This window comes from Paenibacillus sp. FSL R7-0345, from assembly GCF_038595055.1.
Classification (GTDB): Bacteria; Bacillota; Bacilli; order Paenibacillales; family Paenibacillaceae; genus Paenibacillus_AQ.
The window spans coordinates 1715657-1734189 of record NZ_CP152002.1 but is presented as its reverse complement, the minus strand read 5'-3'; the positions used below and the strand labels follow the sequence as shown (position 1 = coordinate 1734189).

Annotated in this window: 12 protein-coding genes; 4 read left to right on the top strand and 8 right to left on the bottom strand. The window is 52.2% G+C overall.

Translation table 11 applies throughout. The features are described from left to right. Positions 1 to 160 precede the first annotated feature (160 nt). The 4 genes from NST84_RS07340 to NST84_RS07325 form a co-directional block, all read right to left on the bottom strand. Complete coding sequence (locus tag NST84_RS07340; protein WP_342564951.1) at positions 161 to 1117, bottom strand: family 43 glycosylhydrolase; 957 nt, start codon at positions 1115 to 1117, stop codon at positions 161 to 163. A gap of 28 nt (positions 1118 to 1145) precedes the next feature. After that, positions 1146 to 2960 carry a family 43 glycosylhydrolase gene (locus NST84_RS07335; protein WP_342564950.1) on the bottom strand — a complete coding sequence of 605 codons (1815 nt, stop codon included), beginning with the start codon at positions 2958 to 2960 and terminating at the stop codon, positions 1146 to 1148. A gap of 60 nt (positions 2961 to 3020) precedes the next feature. Then, a complete protein-coding gene (locus NST84_RS07330; RefSeq protein ID WP_342564949.1) occupies positions 3021 to 5405 on the bottom strand; it encodes an alpha-L-arabinofuranosidase C-terminal domain-containing protein in 2385 nt (794 codons plus the stop codon). Positions 5406 to 5772: 367 nt separating this feature from the next. Then, the gene (locus tag NST84_RS07325; RefSeq protein ID WP_342564948.1) at positions 5773 to 6786 is read right to left on the bottom strand and encodes an ATP-binding protein; all 1014 of its coding nucleotides are present in this window, start codon (positions 6784 to 6786) and stop codon (positions 5773 to 5775) included. A gap of 464 nt (positions 6787 to 7250) precedes the next feature. Between NST84_RS07325 and NST84_RS07320 the strand changes: the two genes are divergently transcribed. After that, positions 7251 to 8111 carry an AraC family transcriptional regulator gene (locus tag NST84_RS07320; RefSeq protein WP_342564947.1) on the top strand — a complete coding sequence of 287 codons (861 nt, stop codon included), beginning with the start codon at positions 7251 to 7253 and terminating at the stop codon, positions 8109 to 8111. A gap of 20 nt (positions 8112 to 8131) precedes the next feature. On the opposite strand, the gene NST84_RS07315 is transcribed toward NST84_RS07320, so the two are convergent. Continuing rightward, on the bottom strand, positions 8132 to 10525 hold the full coding sequence (locus NST84_RS07315; protein WP_342564946.1) for a glycoside hydrolase family 95 protein: 2394 nt from the start codon (positions 10523 to 10525) through the stop codon (positions 8132 to 8134). A gap of 117 nt (positions 10526 to 10642) precedes the next feature. Next, positions 10643 to 10861 carry a hypothetical protein gene (locus tag NST84_RS07310; protein WP_342564945.1) on the bottom strand — a complete coding sequence of 73 codons (219 nt, stop codon included), beginning with the start codon at positions 10859 to 10861 and terminating at the stop codon, positions 10643 to 10645. 135 nt (positions 10862 to 10996) lie between these two features. Between NST84_RS07310 and NST84_RS07305 the strand changes: the two genes are divergently transcribed. Both NST84_RS07305 and NST84_RS07300 read left to right on the top strand, forming a co-directional pair. Next, positions 10997 to 11554 (top strand): AAA family ATPase, encoded by a 558-nt coding sequence (locus tag NST84_RS07305; RefSeq protein ID WP_342564944.1) that lies wholly within the window; start codon positions 10997 to 10999, stop codon positions 11552 to 11554. Positions 11555 to 11676: 122 nt separating this feature from the next. Continuing rightward, the gene (locus NST84_RS07300; protein ID WP_342564943.1) at positions 11677 to 12258 is read left to right on the top strand and encodes a hypothetical protein; all 582 of its coding nucleotides are present in this window, start codon (positions 11677 to 11679) and stop codon (positions 12256 to 12258) included. Between the two features lie 159 nt (positions 12259 to 12417). On the opposite strand, the gene NST84_RS07295 is transcribed toward NST84_RS07300, so the two are convergent. Next, positions 12418 to 15099 carry a glycoside hydrolase family 78 protein gene (locus NST84_RS07295; RefSeq protein ID WP_342564942.1) on the bottom strand — a complete coding sequence of 894 codons (2682 nt, stop codon included), beginning with the start codon at positions 15097 to 15099 and terminating at the stop codon, positions 12418 to 12420. A 209-nt stretch (positions 15100 to 15308) separates the two neighbouring features. Here NST84_RS07295 and NST84_RS07290 point away from each other — a divergent pair, with 209 nt between their 5' ends. Then, positions 15309 to 16187: an AraC family transcriptional regulator gene (locus tag NST84_RS07290; protein WP_342564941.1), complete on the top strand. Its 879-nt coding sequence runs from the start codon at positions 15309 to 15311 to the stop codon at positions 16185 to 16187. 1085 nt (positions 16188 to 17272) lie between these two features. On the opposite strand, the gene NST84_RS07285 is transcribed toward NST84_RS07290, so the two are convergent. Beyond that, a complete protein-coding gene (locus tag NST84_RS07285; RefSeq protein WP_342564940.1) occupies positions 17273 to 18355 on the bottom strand; it encodes a rhamnogalacturonan acetylesterase in 1083 nt (360 codons plus the stop codon). Positions 18356 to 18533 lie beyond the last annotated feature (178 nt).

Below are 18533 nucleotides of genomic sequence, written 5' to 3'. Positions count from 1 at the left end.
AGGGCTTCCCTGTTTTTTTGTCAGCAGTATCAAACGTACGCTAACCTTTACACTTAGATTTTAAAAACCCCCGGATCAATTAAGCTCCAGGGGATCCGGTAGTTACATTTGAGGCGTTTATTGCACCCACTGCCACAATCGGTAGGTTTACATGTTTTATTTAGAGCAGCAGTTCTTTACCGTCAGGCACCGGCAGTCCGAATACCGGCTGACCCTGCTTATCCCACTCTACCGGCTGTACGCGGGTATGGCGATTTGGATCAAACAACGGATCACCCGTGATTTCTTTATAATTTCTCGCATGATAGACAATCAGCTCCTGCGAGCCGTCAGCCGATACCGTGAAGCTGTTATGCCCCGGTCCATACTGGCCTGTCTCCTCGCTTGATGTAAAGACAGGAACCGCAGCTTTGGTCCACGAGCCGGCGTCCAGCAGATCACTGTCAGCTGCTGCCGTGAGCATCCCCATACAGTAATTATGGTTGGTGGCACTGGCTGAATACGTTAAGAAGATTTTCCCGTTCTTTTTGAGAACCGCTGCTCCCTCATTGACCCGGTAGCCGATGATTTCCCAGTCATATTCCGGACGGGTAAGTACCGTCTGTCCGCCTTCCAGCGTCCACGGGTTGGCCATCTTCGAGATGAACAGGCTGGAATTGCCCTGGACCGAAGGGTCCTCCTGGGCCCATACCAGATACTGTGCCCCTTCATGCTCAAAGGTTGTAGCATCTAGCGAGAAGGTATCCCAGGCAGTATAAATCCGCCCCTTCTCTTCCCAGCTTCCCTCCAGCGGATTGTCTGATCCGTTCTCCAGTACATAAAGACGCTGTGCAAAAGGCGCATCATCACTGCCTGCGGAGAAATAGACATACCATTTACCGCCGATGTAATGAATCTCCGGCGCCCATACATAACCGCTCATAATGCCGGTGACATGCTTGATCCAGATGACAACCGGCTCGCTGCAGGCAAGCTCCCCGAGCGTCCGCGCTCTCCGCAGCTCAATCCGGTCGTACTCGGGAACCGAAGCAGTAAAATAATAATAGCCGTCGCTGTGGCGGTAAATACAGGGATCTGCCCGCTGCAGGACTAATGGATTGGTAATGGTTTCTTTCATCTCTAATCAGCCTCCTGAATATCTGCTTCTACAGCTTCACCGGCTGCATCCGACCGTCCTCACCAAAGCTTAACGGAGCGATGCAGGTTTCACGGTGAATGCCTTTATAGTCGCTGAACCGGGTCAGCGGTGTAACGAACCGGTGATAAGCAATCCAATACTGTCCGGTATCCGGGTCCAGCATGATGGAATGATGGGCGGTACCGAGCATATCCTTGTCTTTATTATTGTTGAGTACGGTATACAGGAAGTTAACCGGCCCGTACAGCTGCTCTGCCGTTCCGTAGTTCACATGGTATTCCTCGCTGCCGGTATCATCGCAGGACCAGGTGAAGTGATACAGTCCGTCCCGTTTGAGTACGGTGACTGCTTCCCGGAAGTCGTGCAGCCCTTCCAGATTCCGCATGGTGTCTTCAACCACCGAAACCATATCCTCACCCAGTTCAACGATCGCGGCATGACTGTTTCCGAACAGCAGATAAATCTTCCCGTCTTCCTCGACATAGACGGACGGGTCAATCGCCTGTCCCATTACCAGCCCGAGGCGGCTGATCTGCTCCAGTGTAATCAGCGGCTCCGGCTGCGCGGTGAACGGACCTATTGGCGTATCGGCAACGGCCACGCCGATGGCGCTGTCCCCGTCCGGCTTTTTGCCGCAGAAATAGTAGTAGTAGCGGCCGTCCTTGGTCGCGATGCACGGAGCCCAGGCGCTGCTGACTGCCCACGGCACATCATCGGTCGCCAGATCAAGAATGACACCTTCGTCCTTCCACAGCTGCAGATCATCTGATGAGAAGACATGGAACTGCGTTCCCGACCAGCCCGTGAAGCCGTCTGTTGTCGGATACAGGTAGTACTTACCGCCGAACTTGGCCAGATCCGGATCAGCGAATTGTCCGGGCAGCACCTGGTGGCCGTCCCCGAATGCCTGCAGCAGCAGGCTGGATTCTTCAAAGGTGATCGGCAGCACGCCGCCGTGACGCTTTTTAGTTCTGCCAAGGTCGAACTCGCCGTCCTCAAGCACCCGGAACTGTCCGCTGCTGAGGTCTGAGGTCAGGAGCGGCAGATAGCCTTTTCCCTCCGCATAGCGGTCTACAATCAGGCACCACTCATCACGGCCGTTCAGCTTGAAGATTTCCGGGCCTTCCACGCCCATAATGTCTTCCAGAACCGGAGCATTTACATAGCTGAAGGCATCCTTGTCCAGCGACGCGCCTTCCTCCACCCGGATATTCTTCGTTGTCTCATCTTTGGAATAACGGTAATATTTGCCGCCGGCCTCAATAATCGTCGTATCAATAATATGATTGTCGCGCTCAATGTATTTCTCTGCTGGTGTAAAGCTGCGGAAATCCTTCGTGCGTGCGCTGTAGATTTTGTGCTTCCGGGCGTCTTCATGCTGCTCCTGTGTAGCCGAAGCCCAGAATACAAGAAATTCGTCTGCAGCCTCATCGTATATAGCTTCTGGAGCCCAGACACAGCCGGCTCCTTCTACCCCGACAGTAACCGGCCAAGGCTCTGACCAGTTCACCAGATCGGGTGATTCCCAGACGATAATATCACGGCTTCCTTCCTCTACGGCCGCACTCCAGCCCTTGCCGCTGGCAATGCGCAGATCGGTGGCGATCAGATAGAATTTGCCTTCCTTCGGCGAACGGACGATAAAGGGATCTCTGGCGCCCTTTTCCCCCAGCTCTGAGCACAGAACCGGCAAGCCGCCGTTCAGATCCTTCCAGTGCAGGCCGTTCTCGCTGTAAGAGAAGTAGACCTGTTCGCCGTCAGGCTGCTCCCCGATAAAGTGGACTAACAGATAACCTGAATAGGGTGATTGTGATTCTGACAAGATAAGCCCTCCTTGCGGAAATATGGATAATGTTATGGATAAAAGATCATTCCACTCTGCCTAAGCCTTGCGGATTCTGAATACAGTTACGGAATGTCCCGGGAATTCATAAGCAAAGCTGCTGCCCTCAAAAGCAATAGTCCGGCTGGACGGGCTTATCTTCAGCGGCTCTTCAAAGCTGTTCTCGGCATCCAGCTCAATGCCCGACAGCTCGTGTACTTCAGCCTGATACGACACAGCGTCCAGCTCCTGCAGCTCTACTGCAACAGTAAGCGGTGTATCCAGAACATTTACCGCTTTGACGATCACATCTCCGGTTGCATCCTCCAGGCTTGCTGTATAATACAGCGGCTGAATGTCCGGCTGACGGTCCTCCGCCGAGTTGATTACAACACCGTTAATCGACGCCGTAATCCGGCGGCCGGAAATATGCAGCTCCAGCTCATAATCGGTATCATTCTCTACAGTGAACAGGCTCTGAGTCAGGCAGGAGCTCCGTCCGTTAACGACCGCACTAAGCGTGCTGTCCTGGTTCTGCCAGCCGCCAAGCTCCCAATTCAGCCGGTTTTTTCCGTCCTGCATCCCGAAGAAGATCAGGAAGGCACGGACGCCGCCTGTTTTGCGGGCCGTTAATTTGAGCGTATAGTCACTCCAGTCCGTATCCTCCAGCAGGAAGGAACGCTGTCCTTCTTCCTTGCTGACAGTGCTTTCTGTATCGTCAAGTTCCACAGGGTCTGCGATCACCTTCTGCTCACCTGTAAGGTTGTTCGTGAGTGTAATGTTGCGGTAAGAGGCAGCCGACTTCTCAGCAGCCAGCACAATCTTTCCGCTCACCGGCTCTTCTGCAGCCTGCGGCTTCTCCGGGAGATTCTCGGCAGCAATCTGCAGCAGCCGGTCTCCGTGATGGTTCATAAACAGCTTCTGTACATAATAGTTCGGCGTACCGAACACCTCATGGTTATTGAACCAGATCATATCCGGCTTCCAGTTCACATAGTCGACATTGCACAGCATCGGCGCATAGCAGGCCAGACCGACTGCATGGGCATTATGCTCCAGACGGGTCATGAATGCAGCTTCCACTAGGGCGTTGTAGTAGGTATTGCCCCAGGAAGCGTATTCACCCAGAAACACCTTAGGCTCATCAGCCTTGAACTTGTCGTAGCGGTCCATATTAGCCAGGAACCATTCCGGCGACTGGTAGTAATGCTCGTCTACCAGGTCCGAGCCGTGTTCCCTTGCCGAGGCCCAGCCCCGCTCGTATTCGCCGCCGGCAGCAAACGGGCCGCTGCTGTTAATGACTTGGATATCAGGATACTGCTCCTTGATCGCCTTATGGAAATACGGATACCGTTCAAAAAACGGCTCGCCAACCTCCTCGTTGCCGATCGCAATATATTCCAGCCCGAACGGCTCGGGATGGCCGAGCGAGCTGCGGATTCCGCCCCACTCTGTCGAAGCATCACCGGTAGCGAATTCAATCAGATCAAGCGCATCCTGAATCCACGGTCCCAGCTCGTCGATAGGCACGATCCGCTTGTGGTGCGGATCATATCCGCCGGGCAATACGGGAATCGCCTTGGCCCCGATGTCTTCGCAGAACTGGAAATATTCATAGTAGCCGAGGCCCAGTGTCTGATTGTACTGCCAGTTATTCCGTCTCGCCGGACGTTCGGCAAGCTCACCGATGGTATTCTTCCAGCGGTACATGGAATTCCGGTCATCCGGGTTCAGAGACCCGTCATGCACGAGACAGCCGCCGGGAAAGCGCATAAATTTCGGCTTCATATCAGCCAGCAGCACAGCAATATCCTCGCGCAGCCCGTTGCGGCGGCCGAGATAAGTCTGCTCAGGGAACAGGGATACCAGATCAAGCTCCAGTCTGCCTTGCCCGCCGGTCAGAATGACCAGCCTGCAGGCATTGTCGGTGCAGCCGGCGGTAAGCACCGCTTCGTATTTCTGCCACTGCGTTGACCCGACGTTCAGCTCCGCTGAAGCACATACCGCTCCATTGCTGTCTTCGATCAGGACACGTACCGGAGTGTCAAAGCTGTCACTGCGCCGCGCATACACTGAGAACAGGTAATTCCCGCCGTCCTTAACCGGAATACCTGTATTGAAGCCGACATTGGACAAGCCTACACCGTCTCCCGGCTCAGCGATTTCAATTACCGCATAATGCGGGTTTTTGGGATGGAACGGGGATTCGCTCTCTACACGCAGCTCCGCACGCCCGCCGCCCCACTCCACCTTTTCCCAGGCAGTCAGGGAATGGTAAGTTGGATGATCAATCGGGTCAAACTCAAACGAGCGGTTCTGAACCAGCTCAGCATACAATCCACCGTCGGCTGCATGATTGAGGTCTTCAAAGAAAATGCCGAACAAATCGCCCAGCGGCGCTTCCGCTTTTTGCGCATACACCTTCAGCTTGGTCTGGTTATCCATTGGTTTTGGTCCTCTCTGCACAAACGTTTATTTAGTTAACATATTTATTAATACATTCATAATTATAAAAGTATTATAGGCAGATGATCCGTGATGAGTCAATCCATTATTGCTGAATTATATGATTATATATATTTAAGCGGGACTTGGGCTCCCTATTTAGTTAATATATATATTAACCTAATTTGCATCCTCAGCTTAGAACATTAAGTGCCTAATCGTACTGATTTTGAAAGCAATAAACACATACGGTCCGTTAGCGAATCATATCTTCGTCCTTCTTCCCCTTGCCGCTTCTCCCTTATCTGCCTGCTCCTGCAACAAAAAAAGACCTGCCGCCCGGACAGGTCCCCTGCTTTACCGATTGCTAAATCCCATCGCCTACACACACCGCATCGCATACCCAAGGCAGAGTGACCGTAACGCTGGTTCCCACCTGAACCTCGGAATCTACCCGGATCGTCCCTCCGTACATTTCTATCAGCTGTTTGCAGATCGACAATCCGATACCCGTTCCCTTCTGCTTTGTGGTAAAGAAAGGATCAAAAATCCGGTTTAGCCTATCCTTCGGAATCCCCGCACCATTATCGGCAAAAATCAGAATAATTTCGTTTGTCTCCGCCCGGGTCGTAATGGTAACATCAATTCTGCCACTGAAAGCTGTGAAAGCATCGATGCTGTTCTTAAAAATATTCAGAAAGACCTGTTCCAGCTGAGAAGCGCTTCCCAGTGTCAGTACCTGCTCTGCAGAACAATCCACATTTAGAATAATATTATCACTAAGGATAAGCTGGTTCACGATATTATTCACTCTATGGATAACCTCGATCACGTTGAAAATTTCGCCGCTTTCCTTCACGCTTTCCCCCTTACGGGAGAGAACCAGAAAATCTGTAACCAGCTTGTTAAGGTTATCTATCTCTTTAATCGTGATATCCAGGTAAGTACGCAATTCTGCCGCCTTAATCTCCGGCTCCTTCAGCCGGTTGTTCACAAGCTGGGCGAAGCCTTTAATAGAAGCGAGCGGGTTACGAATTTCATGCGCCATTCCGGCTGCCATCTGACCCATTACGGCAATCTTTTGTTCATGCAGGCTGTCAATTACCTCATTTTTATTTGATAAATAACCTCGGGCGAAGCCGGTAAACCGGACCCAGTTGCATTCCATCAGACGTCCGTTGAAATGCAGCCTGTTCTCTGAATCATCTACCTGGTCCTCGATAATCCGGAACATAATGTTCTGGGCTGTCAGATTCAGATCCTTGCTCATCTCCAGCATAATATCAAAGTGTTCACCAAATATGTCTGCAATGTATATCCCCTGCTGTTTACCCTCCCGGTTCAGCGTATCCATATATCTCTCATAATCTTCAGCATTCATGTACAGGGCCTCTACTATATGTAATAAAATTTTAGTAAAGCTTGAATCCAGCAACTCCTTATGTGTTTCAATAAACCAGGCAAACTCGTTATTTTTCATAATCATGGACTGATAATGCCTGTCAAGAATGATGGGAACTGCACAAATCAACGATGCACGTAACTCATCTTCACTGTATACCATTACTACTATCCTCCTTTATAAAATCTCCTAAGAACCTGTACCCTGATTTATAGGAATAGAAGCGAATATCCTGGCGTGAAAATAGCTTAAGCGCTTAACCTAAATAAAACAATCCCTAACAGAACTGTACGCTGACCAGCCCGCTTTGTAAATATTGGATTTAATAAAGTTTAAGGACTTTCTTCCTATTCTGCAAATAATGGCTGGATTCCGGCGCTGCATGCTAAAATCATAATAAAAGAAGACATGATACCTACTGCTTAGGAACGGAGAGTATAGATGTGAACTATCAGCAATTAACCCGGATGTACATGGAAAACCTGGAGGTGCGAGTAACGGCCGCAGGGTACAATCAGGTGTGGACAGACTGGCGGGAGCTGGATTATACACCTGACTATAATAAGTTTTACCTGATCTGCGACGGCGAAGGCTGGCTGAAAATCGGTGATACGGAGTACACTCCCCGGCCCGGGGAATGGTTCCTGATGCCGCAGGGCGTCGAGCAGTCCTTCTCTTATACCTCCGGTCCCAGGTACACGAAGTACTGGTGCCATTTTACGGCACGGATCGGGGAGCGTAATCTGTTTGATCTGCTGCAGACGCCGCTATGGATCAATGCGGAGCATGACGGCTGGGCTGCAGAGCTATTCCGCGAATTGCTGAAATACCATGAAGACCCTTCGGTCACGGGGCCGCTGCTCGTTAAATCCGCCATGCTCAAGCTGATAGCCTACTATCTGGAAAAGAGTGCGGTAACTCAGGAGGGGCTGAAGCCGGCAGCGGTCTCTGAACCGCTTCAGCAGGTAATCACGCATATCCAGCGCTGCTACCACCGGAATTTGACCATTGAAGAGCTGGCGGAGCTTGCACACCTGCAGCCCAATTATTTTATCCGTGTCTTCAAAAGGCAGTTCGGGACCTCTCCGATCCAATACATCAATAAAAAAAGACTCGAGGAAGCCAAGCTGCTGCTTGTGACCACGAATCTTCTGCTGGCGGAAATCGGTGACCGGGTAGGAATACCCGATATTTCCTATTTATCGAGGACATTTAAGGCAAACACCGGCTTCTCGCCGTCCGCCTACCGGCTGACCTTCAGCGCGGAGCAGCTGCCGGTAAACGCCAAAAAACCTCAACAATGAGGTTTTTTGGGTTGAACAGGCTATTTAATGACTGTAAGGGTATAGCTTTTGCCGGCTTCCACCGGGAATTCGGCAATCCCGTCCGATACAGTAACTGTATGATTCTCTGCTTGGGCTCCAGCTTCTCTAATCTGAATCTTCCGGCCAGCCAGCACTTTGCAGGTTTGTGTGCGTGAAGCTCTAATAACCGCGCCTGACAAGCTGCCGTTGCTCCAGTCTATGTCCACTTCATAGCCGCCTCTGGCCCTTAGTCCCGCTACATAGCCTTCCGGCCAGGAGTCCGGCAGGGCCGGCAGCAGCTCCATGAATCCCTGATGGGACTGGAGCAGCATTTCTGCAATGCCCGAGGTGGCGGCGAAATTACCGTCAATCTGAAACGGCGGGTGGGCATCGAACAGATTAGCGTAAACACCGCCTTCCGCGGCCCGGTTACGGGCAGTCTCATTCTCCCTGACCAGAGTCAGCAGGTTGGAAATGAGCCGCTCTGCCCGGTTACCGTCCTTAAACCGGGCCCACAGGCTGATTTTCCAGCCCAGGCTCCAGCCGGTTCCGCCGTCCCCCCGGATCTCCAGCGCGGTTCTGGCTGCCTGGAACAGCTCAGGAGCCGACTTCTCCGAGATCAGCCGGCCCGGATAGACACCGATCAGATGGGAAACGTGGCGGTGATGGACATCCTGCTCCGGATAATCCTCTGACCATTCCTGCAGCCTGCCCTGCCGGCCGATGCGCAGAGGCTGCAGACGTTCCTTCGTACTTCCCAGTAAACTGGCGAATTCCTCATCCGTCTGCAGCAGCTTGGCCGATTCCATGCAATTATCAAACAATTCAGCAATCAGCGACAGATCCATTGCGGCTGCCGCAGTGACAGCATGCAGCCCCCCTCCGGCATTAAACTTATGCTCCGGTGAGGTGGACGGTGCAGTAATCCATTCCCCGTCCTCATTTTTGATCAGCCAGTCCAGACAGAACAGCGCCGCATCCTTCATTACCGGATAAGCGGTCTCACGCAGGAAAACCTCATCTCCGCTAAAAAGATAATGCTCCCACAAATGCTGTGTCAGCCACACAGCGCCCATAGGCCAGAACGCCCATATGGGATCGCCGTCACCATAAGCACCGGCTGGCCCTGTCTGGGCCCACAGGTCGGAATTATGATGGGCGACCCAGCCTCTGGCGCCGTAATTCACCTCGGCCGTCTTCCGGCCGTTAACGGCCAGGCTGCCGATGTAGCCGATGAACGGTTCATGCAGCTCAGCCAGGTTGCACACTTCCGCAGGCCAGTAATTCATTTCCGCATTAATGTTCAGCGTATAATTGGAGCTCCAGGGAGCCCGGGTCTCCTGGTTCCAGATTCCCTGCAGGTTGGCAGGCTGGGTTCCCGGCCGCGAGCTGGCGATAAGCAGATATCTGCCGTAATGAAACAGCAGCTCCACCAGCCCGGGATCACTGCTTCCGTACTCAGCAATACGCTGATCGGTCGGCAGATCTGCAGGAGCCTTGCTTGTCCCCAGGTGCAGCTTCACCCGGTCAAACAGTGAGCGGTGATCCTGCAGATGTGCCTCCCGGACCGCAGCGTATTCCTTACTGCTAACGGCCTCAATGATCCGGGCCGTCACCTCCTCAGGAATCCGGTCCGGACTGCTGACCCGGAGCAGCGGGTCAAAGCTTGTCGCTGCACTGAAATACAGGGTGGCCGAGGTTGCACCCGTGATATGCAGCCCCTCCGCTCCTGCGTGCAGGCTTCCGCCTGTATGGCTTGCCGCCAGCCTTCCCTGAAACCGCAGCCCCCGGGAGGTCTGCGGCTCCCCGTAACGGATGGGTTCGGCAGACGCGTAATAATTCGGATCTACATGTTCAGGGGCATGGCCGTAAATAGTAAGGTGCCCCTGCTCCAGCCGGAATTTATGGCGGAGCGGACTGTCCAGTCTGGCGCGGAAGCTCAGCGTCCCTTCCCGGCTGGCCGTCATCCTTACGGCTATGACCTGATCAGGGTACGACACAAACACCTCGCGTGTATATCGTACACCGCCAATAGTGTATTGCGTGCTGACCATACCGGATGAAAGCTCCAGCTTCCGGCTGTAGCTGCCCCGCTCAGCAGATTGCCCGTGCTCCATTGTTATATTGAGGTCCCCCAGCGGCAGATAAGACTGCGTATAGGGACCGAGCATTTTCCGGCAGAGCTGGTCCGCCTCCTCATAGCGCCCTTCCGCGATTAAGGATCTTATCTCCGGCAAGACCTCCTTTGCCCCCGGATTGTTCCATTCACGGGGATAACCTGACCATAAGGTATCTTCATTCAGGGCAATCCGTTCCTTCTCAATCCCGCCAAATACCATTGCGCCAAGATTACCGTTTCCTGCAGGCAGCGCCTCTGTCCAATAGACGGCAGGCGTAGAAAATTGTATATTCACGATTTAGTGACCTCCATTGATCCGGTTGATGTGTGCACGTTCCTTCTAATCCTAGCAATCCCGGGCAGCCGGATGAATGTCTGATCTTATCTTTCTTTTGGATAAAACTATCATCTGTCAGGAAAAATGCGGGAACCCGAAAACCCAGATCAGCACGCCAATAATCATCATGGCTGCGCCGGCGATTCTGGATAAAATCAGCGGGACGCCTTTGGTATACTTTTTGGTCTCAACCTTGTTAGGTGTAGTAATATTTACAGTCACTTTGCTCTGCACAATATATAGAAGCCCAAGAATGAACAGCGCTAATCCGGCCAGAATTCTCAGAATAAGCATATTGTAGCCCCCTTGTTCAAGTGTAATCACTCCAGCTTACTGTTCATTACCCTATAAAGAGCCGATTAAATGGTACAGACCGGTTATTTTACTTATGCTATGATGAAGCTATATGCTCACAGGGGGAGTTAGATCATGAAGCTGATCATTATATTTGGCCCGCAGGCATCCGGTAAAATGACGATCGGGCATGAGCTGGAAAAGCTCACGGAACTGAAGCTGTTTCACAACCATATGACGATTGAGCTGCTGGCTCCTTTTTTCGGCTTCAGCGGGGAGATGTGGGAGCTCGTCACTAAGTTCCGCCAGGACATATTCGAGACGGCTGCCGGCAGCGGGATGTATGGAATGATTTTCACCTATGTATGGGCCTTTGATCTGCAGAATGACCGGGATTACATTGAAGCCGTCTGTAAAATCATCGAAGACCGGGGCGGCGAGGTCTATCTGGTTGAGCTTGAGACCGCACTTGAGGAGCGGCTTGAACGGAACAAAACCCCGCACCGGCTTGAACATAAACCCACCAAACGGGATGTCGCCCGCTCGGAGCAGAATCTGCTGCAGACGATGGAGCAGCACCGGCTGAATTCACATGAGGGTGAAATTACGAGAGAACATTATATAAGAATCAACAACACAAACCTGTCTGCTGCTGAGGTGGCGCTGAGAATTAAAGAGCGGTTTGAGTTGTGACGGTTGATAGTAGCTGAATACGGACACGAAAAGTTGAGAAGATAGAAGCCTCCAGTTATTATTAACTCGGGGAATGATCTGCATATTACCTAATGTCCATCCTATTCTGAGGAGCAACCGAAATGAGCGAATTTAGTCAAAGCTATCATTTGTTGGGCAGCAAAGAAAAAGCAATTGAACTCATCAACCGTGCAGGTGAACAGGGTTATGTATTTGAGGATGACAACCGTTGGACTACGTTCGTAATCTCGGGAGATGAATTCAGACCATCAGACTCTATTGTTGAATCCAATAAAGATCTGCTTGTCCATTATGTGTACGCCGAGGACCACGGATGGAATCTGTCCATTTTCAAGCAGTCTGCTCTTATTTTTAAATTTGACTGTTCCTGGGACGAATCAGATATCGAGGATTTTGAATTCGATGAAGAGGAGTTAGCTGAGATGTTTGGTGAAGGGGAAATAAGTGCTCCTTCTGACGAAATTTCCGACCTGGATGTAGTCAAAAAACTAGTCGAAGACGCTGGCAATTCTTCATCTGACTTGGAGGTCCTGTTCACAAAAGATCCCGAGGTTATCTTCGCTATGGAGAGCCCAGGTGCCTATCAGGTTGCTGAGAAGCTTGGTATTTTCAACTATGCCTGGATCTCAGCTGAATCTCTCGACAGGGACGATAACTTCCACAAAAATGTAATTAAAGTTTAAAGCCCGGCAGGAAGCTTTCGTGTTTAGTAAAGGGAAACTGAGGCTCAATCAAAAAAGCGGCAGTAAAGGACTGGATTTCCCGTCCTTTACTGCCGCTTTTTCTTTTTACAGAGTCAATCTATTACTCTGCTTTCTGATGAAAACCACTTACCTCAGCTGTCAAGCCTGCTGCTCCGCAGCAACCGTGAACCGGTAACTTCCCGATCCCAGCGTCAGCTTTCGGCCGGCTGTATTTTTTTCCACAGATAATACTCCCGCTGTATGCTCCAGCGCCTCCCCGCTCTCCCTAATCTCCCCCTGCTGCCCGTCCGGCAGAATGAGCTCGGCCGTAGTATTGGCCGGGATGACAACACTCAGCTCCAATGTACCATCCGGCTGTTTGCTCCAGGCAGATTTGATTACCCCGTAGACTGAGCTGTAGGAGGCTTCCGCCCAAGTTAGCTGTCCGCCCGGCTGCGGCTGGATGCGGATTTTTTTGTAGCCCGGCTCGATAAGCTCAATTCCTGCGGCAACCCGGTACATCCAGTCACCGACAGCCCCGTAGGCATAATGGTTGTAAGAGTTCATATCGTCACTCCAGAAGGAGCCATCCGGCTTGATTCCGTCCCAGTGCTCCCAGATCGTTGTCGCGCCCTGAAGGACGGAATAGAGCCAGGAAGGGTATTCTTTTTGCAGCACCAGCTCATAGGCCAGCCCGGTATATCCGAAGCGGGACAGCACAAGACATAAATAAGGCGTTCCCACAAATCCGGTCGTCAGATGCGTTCCGTTTTCTTTTACATGATCAGCCAGCATCGCGGCCGTACGCGGACGGTCCTTTTCCTCCAAAAGATCGAACATCAGCGCTACAGCATAGGCCGTTTGTGTCGGCGAGGCTACCCGTCCGCTTGGCGTAACGAACTCTTCCCGGAAAGCGCGGATAATATTGCTGTGCAGCTCGCGGTATTTCCCGGCTTCCTCTTGCTGTCCGATGATCTCTGCAGTTTTGACCAGAAGCTCTGTTGAATAGGCAAAAAAAGCGGTCGCAATCAGATCCTTCGGCGTTGCCCCGATATAACTGTTCTCCTTGGCATCGAGACCCAGCCAGTCGCCGAAGTGATGGCCGGTATTCCACAGAAATTCATGCTCACCCTGGGCCCGGATGTATTCGACCCAAGCTTTCATGCTCGGATACTGCTCCTTCAGGATGCGGACGTCTCCGTAGCATTGGTAAAGCGTCCAGGGACAAATGACGGCGGCATCCCCCCAGGCCGAAGAACCGTACCCTGCTGTTGGAATGTCAGGAATGACATGCGGCACTCGGCCGTCCGCCTCCTGGTCCGCAGCCAGGTCTCTTAACCATTTTTCGAAAAAAGGCACCACATTCATATTAAAAGCAGCCGTCCGGATGAACACCTGGGCATCCCCTGTCCAGCCGAGCCTTTCGTCACGCTGCGGGCAGTCGGTCGGAACATCGAGGAAGTTCCCTTTTTGCCCCCACAAAATGTTATGCTGCAGCTGGTTCACCAGCTCATCCGAGCAGCTGAAGCTGCCGGTATGCTCCAGGTCTGAATGAATAACGCAGCCGGTGAATGGTTCCAATAGCTGATCGTGCGGCACACCTGTTACTTGCACATAGCGGAAGCCCTGGAAGGTAAAATGCGGCTCAAAGGTCTCGGGGCCTCCGCCCCGGCAGATATATGTCACCGTCTGCTGCGCGGAACGCAAATTCCCCGTATAAAAATTGCCGTCCCGGTCCAGCACCTCGGCATGCTGCAGTATAATTTCTGTTCCGGCTTCAGCATTCACCGTAAATCTGACCCAGCCGACCATATTCTGGCCCATATCCAGTACAGTACCGCCGTCCGGTGTGCTTATGACTGCGATCGGCTCGATAGTCTCAACAATCCGGGACGGCTCATTCTCCTGGGCGACCAGCAGCGGAGGCGGAGCATCCGTGAGGGCCGCAGGCTTCCACTTCTGATCCGCAAAGCCCGGAGAAAACCATCCGTCCAGCTCAAGCCGCGCATCATAGGTCTCGCCGTGATACAGCTCTGACATCAGCAGCGGGCCGGATGAAGTCCGCCAGCTGCCGTCTGTGACAATGACCTGTTCGGTCCCGTCGGCAAGCGTAATATGCAGCTGAATAAGTACAGCACGCTGTTCGCCGTAATGGTTTTTGCTTCCGTCCCAGGACAAAAACCCTTTATACCAACCGTTGCCGGCAATACAGCCCAGCGCATTACTGCCTGCTGTGAGCATCTGTGTCACATCATAGGTCTGGTACTGCAGCCGTTTGTTGTAGCTCGTCCAGCCGGGATTGAAGAGCGTGTCATCCGCCGGTGAACCGTTTACATATATGCGGTATAAGCCGAGAGAAGTTGCATAGATCCGTGCTGAGACTGTCCCGGCGGGAAGCTCAAATTCTGTCCGGAAGTAATCACACGGGTCGTTGCTGCTCTGTGCGGACTGCCCGGAAGATGATGCCGTTATCCAGCTTGCCTGCCAATTTTGCTGTGAGAGCAGTGCGGTTTCCCAGTGTGCCGGTCCGCTCCAGGCTGAGACGTTATCCCCTGAATCCCATACCCGGACTCTGAAGGAATAGCGGGTGCGCGGAAGCAGGGTCTTCCCCTGGTAGTCTATGTGCACACTGGAATCTGATGTAACTTTTCCGGTATCCCATTCGAGCTCTTCTTCTGCTGCAAAGGACGGATTCCGGCCTACTTGAATTTGATAAGCGGACTGCAGGAAGCCTCTTGTGTCTGCACGGGTCTGCCAGCTGAGCCGCGGGCTTGGATCATCGGTTCCCAGGGGATTTGTTCTGTAGTTCACCGCCAGGTTTAACACTTTACATTCATTCATTTAAGCCGCTCCTTAAAAATAAGATGTAGTCCTCAGACCGGTCCCGTTCCTGTTTCTTCCGTTTCCGGCATTTCTACGTCTATTGTACGGGGCAGACTACTGGCTTATGGGGGCTGTTCCGGACATTATTATAGGGGTATCTGGACATTCACAGCCTGAATGCGTAGGATGAAATCAGGTGAACAACTTTGTAAAGGGGTGGCCTATAAATGACGGTTAGACGCAGCAGCTTCGTCATGTCGGGCGAGGAATTTTTTGGACCGGATACTCCCGTCTATGTGAACCGTGCTTACGAAAATTTCGAGCTGCACGAGCACTCCCATGAGTTCGTCGAGATTACGTATGTCAGTGAAGGCTCGGGGGTTCACTATATTGATGATGAGGCGCTGCCGGTGGAGCATGGCACCCTGTTCTTTATTCCCGTCGGACGCAGCCACGTGTTCCGGCCCAGAACAACCAAGAAGGACCGTCCGCTGATTGTGTATAACTGCCTGTTTCCGGTGACTTATGTGTCCGGGCTCCGGGATGCTTTTCCGCAGGCTGGGGATATATGTGATTGTTTCGCAGATGAACATGCAGACTGGTTCTCCATAAAAGATTCCGCCGGCGCCTACCATCTGCTCTTTCAGGAGCTGTACAGCGAATTCTCGGCCAGACCGCCGGGGTATTTGGCTGTAATGGCTGCACTCATCGTGCGGATCCTGACCGGCCTTTACAGGCAGCAGCTGCAGAGCGGCACCTCTGCCGGAGCCAGGCCGCAATCGGTGGCGGTCGAAGAAGCAATCGCCTATATAAAAAGCAATTATGCCGGCGGACTGACCCTAAGCGGGCTTGCCGCCGCAGCTAACCTCAGCCAGCGCCAGTTCAGCCGGCTTTTCCGGCACCAGACCGGCATGAGCTTCACCGGCTATCTGCATAATATCCGCATGGATGCCGCCTGCCGGCTGCTTGCGGACACCAGCCGCAGCGTAGCCGAGATCGCTGCAGCCGTCGGCTATGCCGATCTGAAATTTTTCCACCAGCTGTTCAAGCGGAAGATCGGCATGGCCCCCCGCCAGTATCGCGTTAGCGTGCGGGCAGGGGAGTGATCCGGGCTAGGGTCGAGGCAGACCAATGGTCCGGCTCGCATTTAGTGGGATTTTTCCCTTTAATAGCGTGCTACGACCGGGAATTCGGCTCATTTAATGGGATTTTTCCCTTTAATAGCGTGCTACGGCCGGGGTTTTGGCTCATTTAATGGGATTTCTCCCTTTAATAGCGTGCTACGGCCGGGGTTTTGGCTCATTTAGTGGGATTTTTCCCTTTAATAGCGTGCTACGGCCAGGGTTTTGGCTCATTTAGTGGGATTTTTCCCTTTAATAGCGTGCTACGACCGGGAATTCGGCTCATTTAATGGGATTTTTCCCTTTAATAGCGTGCTACGGCCGGGGTTTTAGCTCATTTAATGGGATTTTTCCCTTTAATAGCGTGCTACGGCCGGGGTTTTAGCTCATTTAGTGGGATTTTTCCCTTTAATAGCGTGCTACGGCCGGGGTTTTGGCTCATTTAATGGGATTTTTCCCTTTAATAGCGTGCTACGGCCGGGGTTTTAGCTCATTTAGTGGTATTTTTCCCTTTTATGACGTGCTTCGACCGGGGTTTCAGCTCATTTAGTGGGATTTTTCCCTTTAGTGGCATGCTCCCAACGGACTCTGGGTTGGCACATTTTAAGCCAGCACAAATAGCAACCTGTCCGCAGACAAGTTGCTGCTTGAAATAGTAGCCCGACGCTCACTCGCCACTCTGTAAGAACATAATATTAGTTTTAACTAACCTGCCTTTACACTTCCGTAATCCTCACGCACTACTACACTTCTCACACTTCTTACTGTCATACTCTTCTACTTTTACACTTCTACTCTTACAAGTTACTTTTACATATGCCTGGTTTTCAGCTCTAACGCACCAGCCTCAGCTGCACCAGGCCTATTAACCCGAATGGCCGTTGCTTGCCGTCGTACGAATTTGCCAGACTGTTTGTCACGGCAACACGCACCGCATGACCCTCATCCCGAGACGGGCAGCTTCAGCAACTACTGCCCTTTTAGCGCCGTAAAAGTTTCCATAACCCGCAGCTCACCTCTCAAAACATGTATGACTGTCTGTCACCACATGTATCACTCCGGCTGAAGCCTTACAGAATCCGGTTCATTACCGCCGCAGCTTCTTCTTCCGTGATAAAATGCCTGCCAAGCAGCTCAAACCCTGCCTCACGGATTCCCCGGATCACCAGCCTTGCAATCTCAACAGCTCCTGCTTCCGTGAAGTGGGTATTATCCTCAGCGCCCTCCGGCAGGTTAGGATATTCTCCGGGCTCCGCCCACAGAAAAACCCGCTTGGTACGCTCCTCCCCCAATTCTTCGAAATAAGCTTTGCTGAGGCCAGCCAGGTCCACGAAAGGTACCTCCTCCCGCAGGGCAAGCTGGCGCATAGCTTCAATGTAATCTCCGTGCGTATTCCGGATAGTGCCGTCCGGTTCGAAGAACCGCCGGTGCATCGGAGATACCAGTACCGGATAGGCCTGCTTTTCTCTCGCAAGCTCAATATACTGCTTCAGATAATACGGATAGGTAGTAAACGGCCCCGCCCCGTCCTCTGTCTCCTTTTCGTCATTATGGGCGAACTGGATCAGCAGGAAGTCGCCTTTGCGCAGCTTTTTGGCAATTCTGGTCAGGCGGCCCTCTTTAATAAAGCTTTTGGCGCTTCTCCCGGAACACGCATGATTGGCAACAGCAAGATCCTCCCGCAAAAAAAGCCCGAGCATCTGCCCCCAGCCGGAATACGGGTATTGGGATGATGCCTGGTCCGTAACAGTGGAGTCTCCCGCGAGAAATAGTGTTGGAATTTCTGCGTTCCGCCTGATCTCGACCTGCTCTATTACAGAGCCTGCTCCCAAGGCAAGCAGCAGTTGGCCGTTGTTAACATGAACAGCGAAGGAGGCCGTAACCTGCTGGTCAGCTTCCGTATTTTGCCGCAGCAGTCTGATATGTCCCACTCCCTCCCGCAAGCCTGTTATCCCCTCTTGAGCCGATAATCCTAACTTTACTGTAACATTGTAATTGCCGTTTGGCACATCCATCAGCAGCGTGGGAACAGGCGGCGAATAATAATCCCCCGGCCATGAGTCCCGCAAATCCTCATTTGAAGACAGCCCCGGCGCAGCAGCATAGCCGCTTCCGCGGCCCTCATCGTATTTGCATTCTGGATACGGTTTCAAAACACAGCTAAATTCCATTTCAATCCGCCTCTCTATCCTGCTGAATTCCAGACTTTTGATGAAATTTTTTTCATAAAACCCCTTTCTTCTTATGCCATTTTAGCAATAAATCCAGCCCCCGCCTATAATCACATCAAATGATTACTCTACATTGATCCGCAGAACCGCACAGGTTTGT

What these genes read in the sequence shown, in the direction of transcription:
- NST84_RS07290 (WP_342564941.1), top strand. Translation starts at nt 15,309, where the DNA reads ATGACGGTTAGACGCAGCAGCTTCGTCATGTCGGGCGAGGAATTTTTT.
- NST84_RS07305 (WP_342564944.1), top strand. Translation starts at nt 10,997, where the DNA reads ATGAAGCTGATCATTATATTTGGCCCGCAGGCATCCGGTAAAATGACG.
- NST84_RS07340 (WP_342564951.1), bottom strand. Translation starts at nt 1,117, where the DNA reads ATGAAAGAAACCATTACCAATCCATTAGTCCTGCAGCGGGCAGATCCC.
- NST84_RS07325 (WP_342564948.1), bottom strand. Translation starts at nt 6,786, where the DNA reads ATGAATGCTGAAGATTATGAGAGATATATGGATACGCTGAACCGGGAG.
- NST84_RS07295 (WP_342564942.1), bottom strand. Translation starts at nt 15,099, where the DNA reads ATGAATGAATGTAAAGTGTTAAACCTGGCGGTGAACTACAGAACAAAT.
- NST84_RS07330 (WP_342564949.1), bottom strand. Translation starts at nt 5,405, where the DNA reads ATGGATAACCAGACCAAGCTGAAGGTGTATGCGCAAAAAGCGGAAGCG.
- NST84_RS07300 (WP_342564943.1), top strand. Translation starts at nt 11,677, where the DNA reads ATGAGCGAATTTAGTCAAAGCTATCATTTGTTGGGCAGCAAAGAAAAA.
- NST84_RS07310 (WP_342564945.1), bottom strand. Translation starts at nt 10,861, where the DNA reads ATGCTTATTCTGAGAATTCTGGCCGGATTAGCGCTGTTCATTCTTGGG.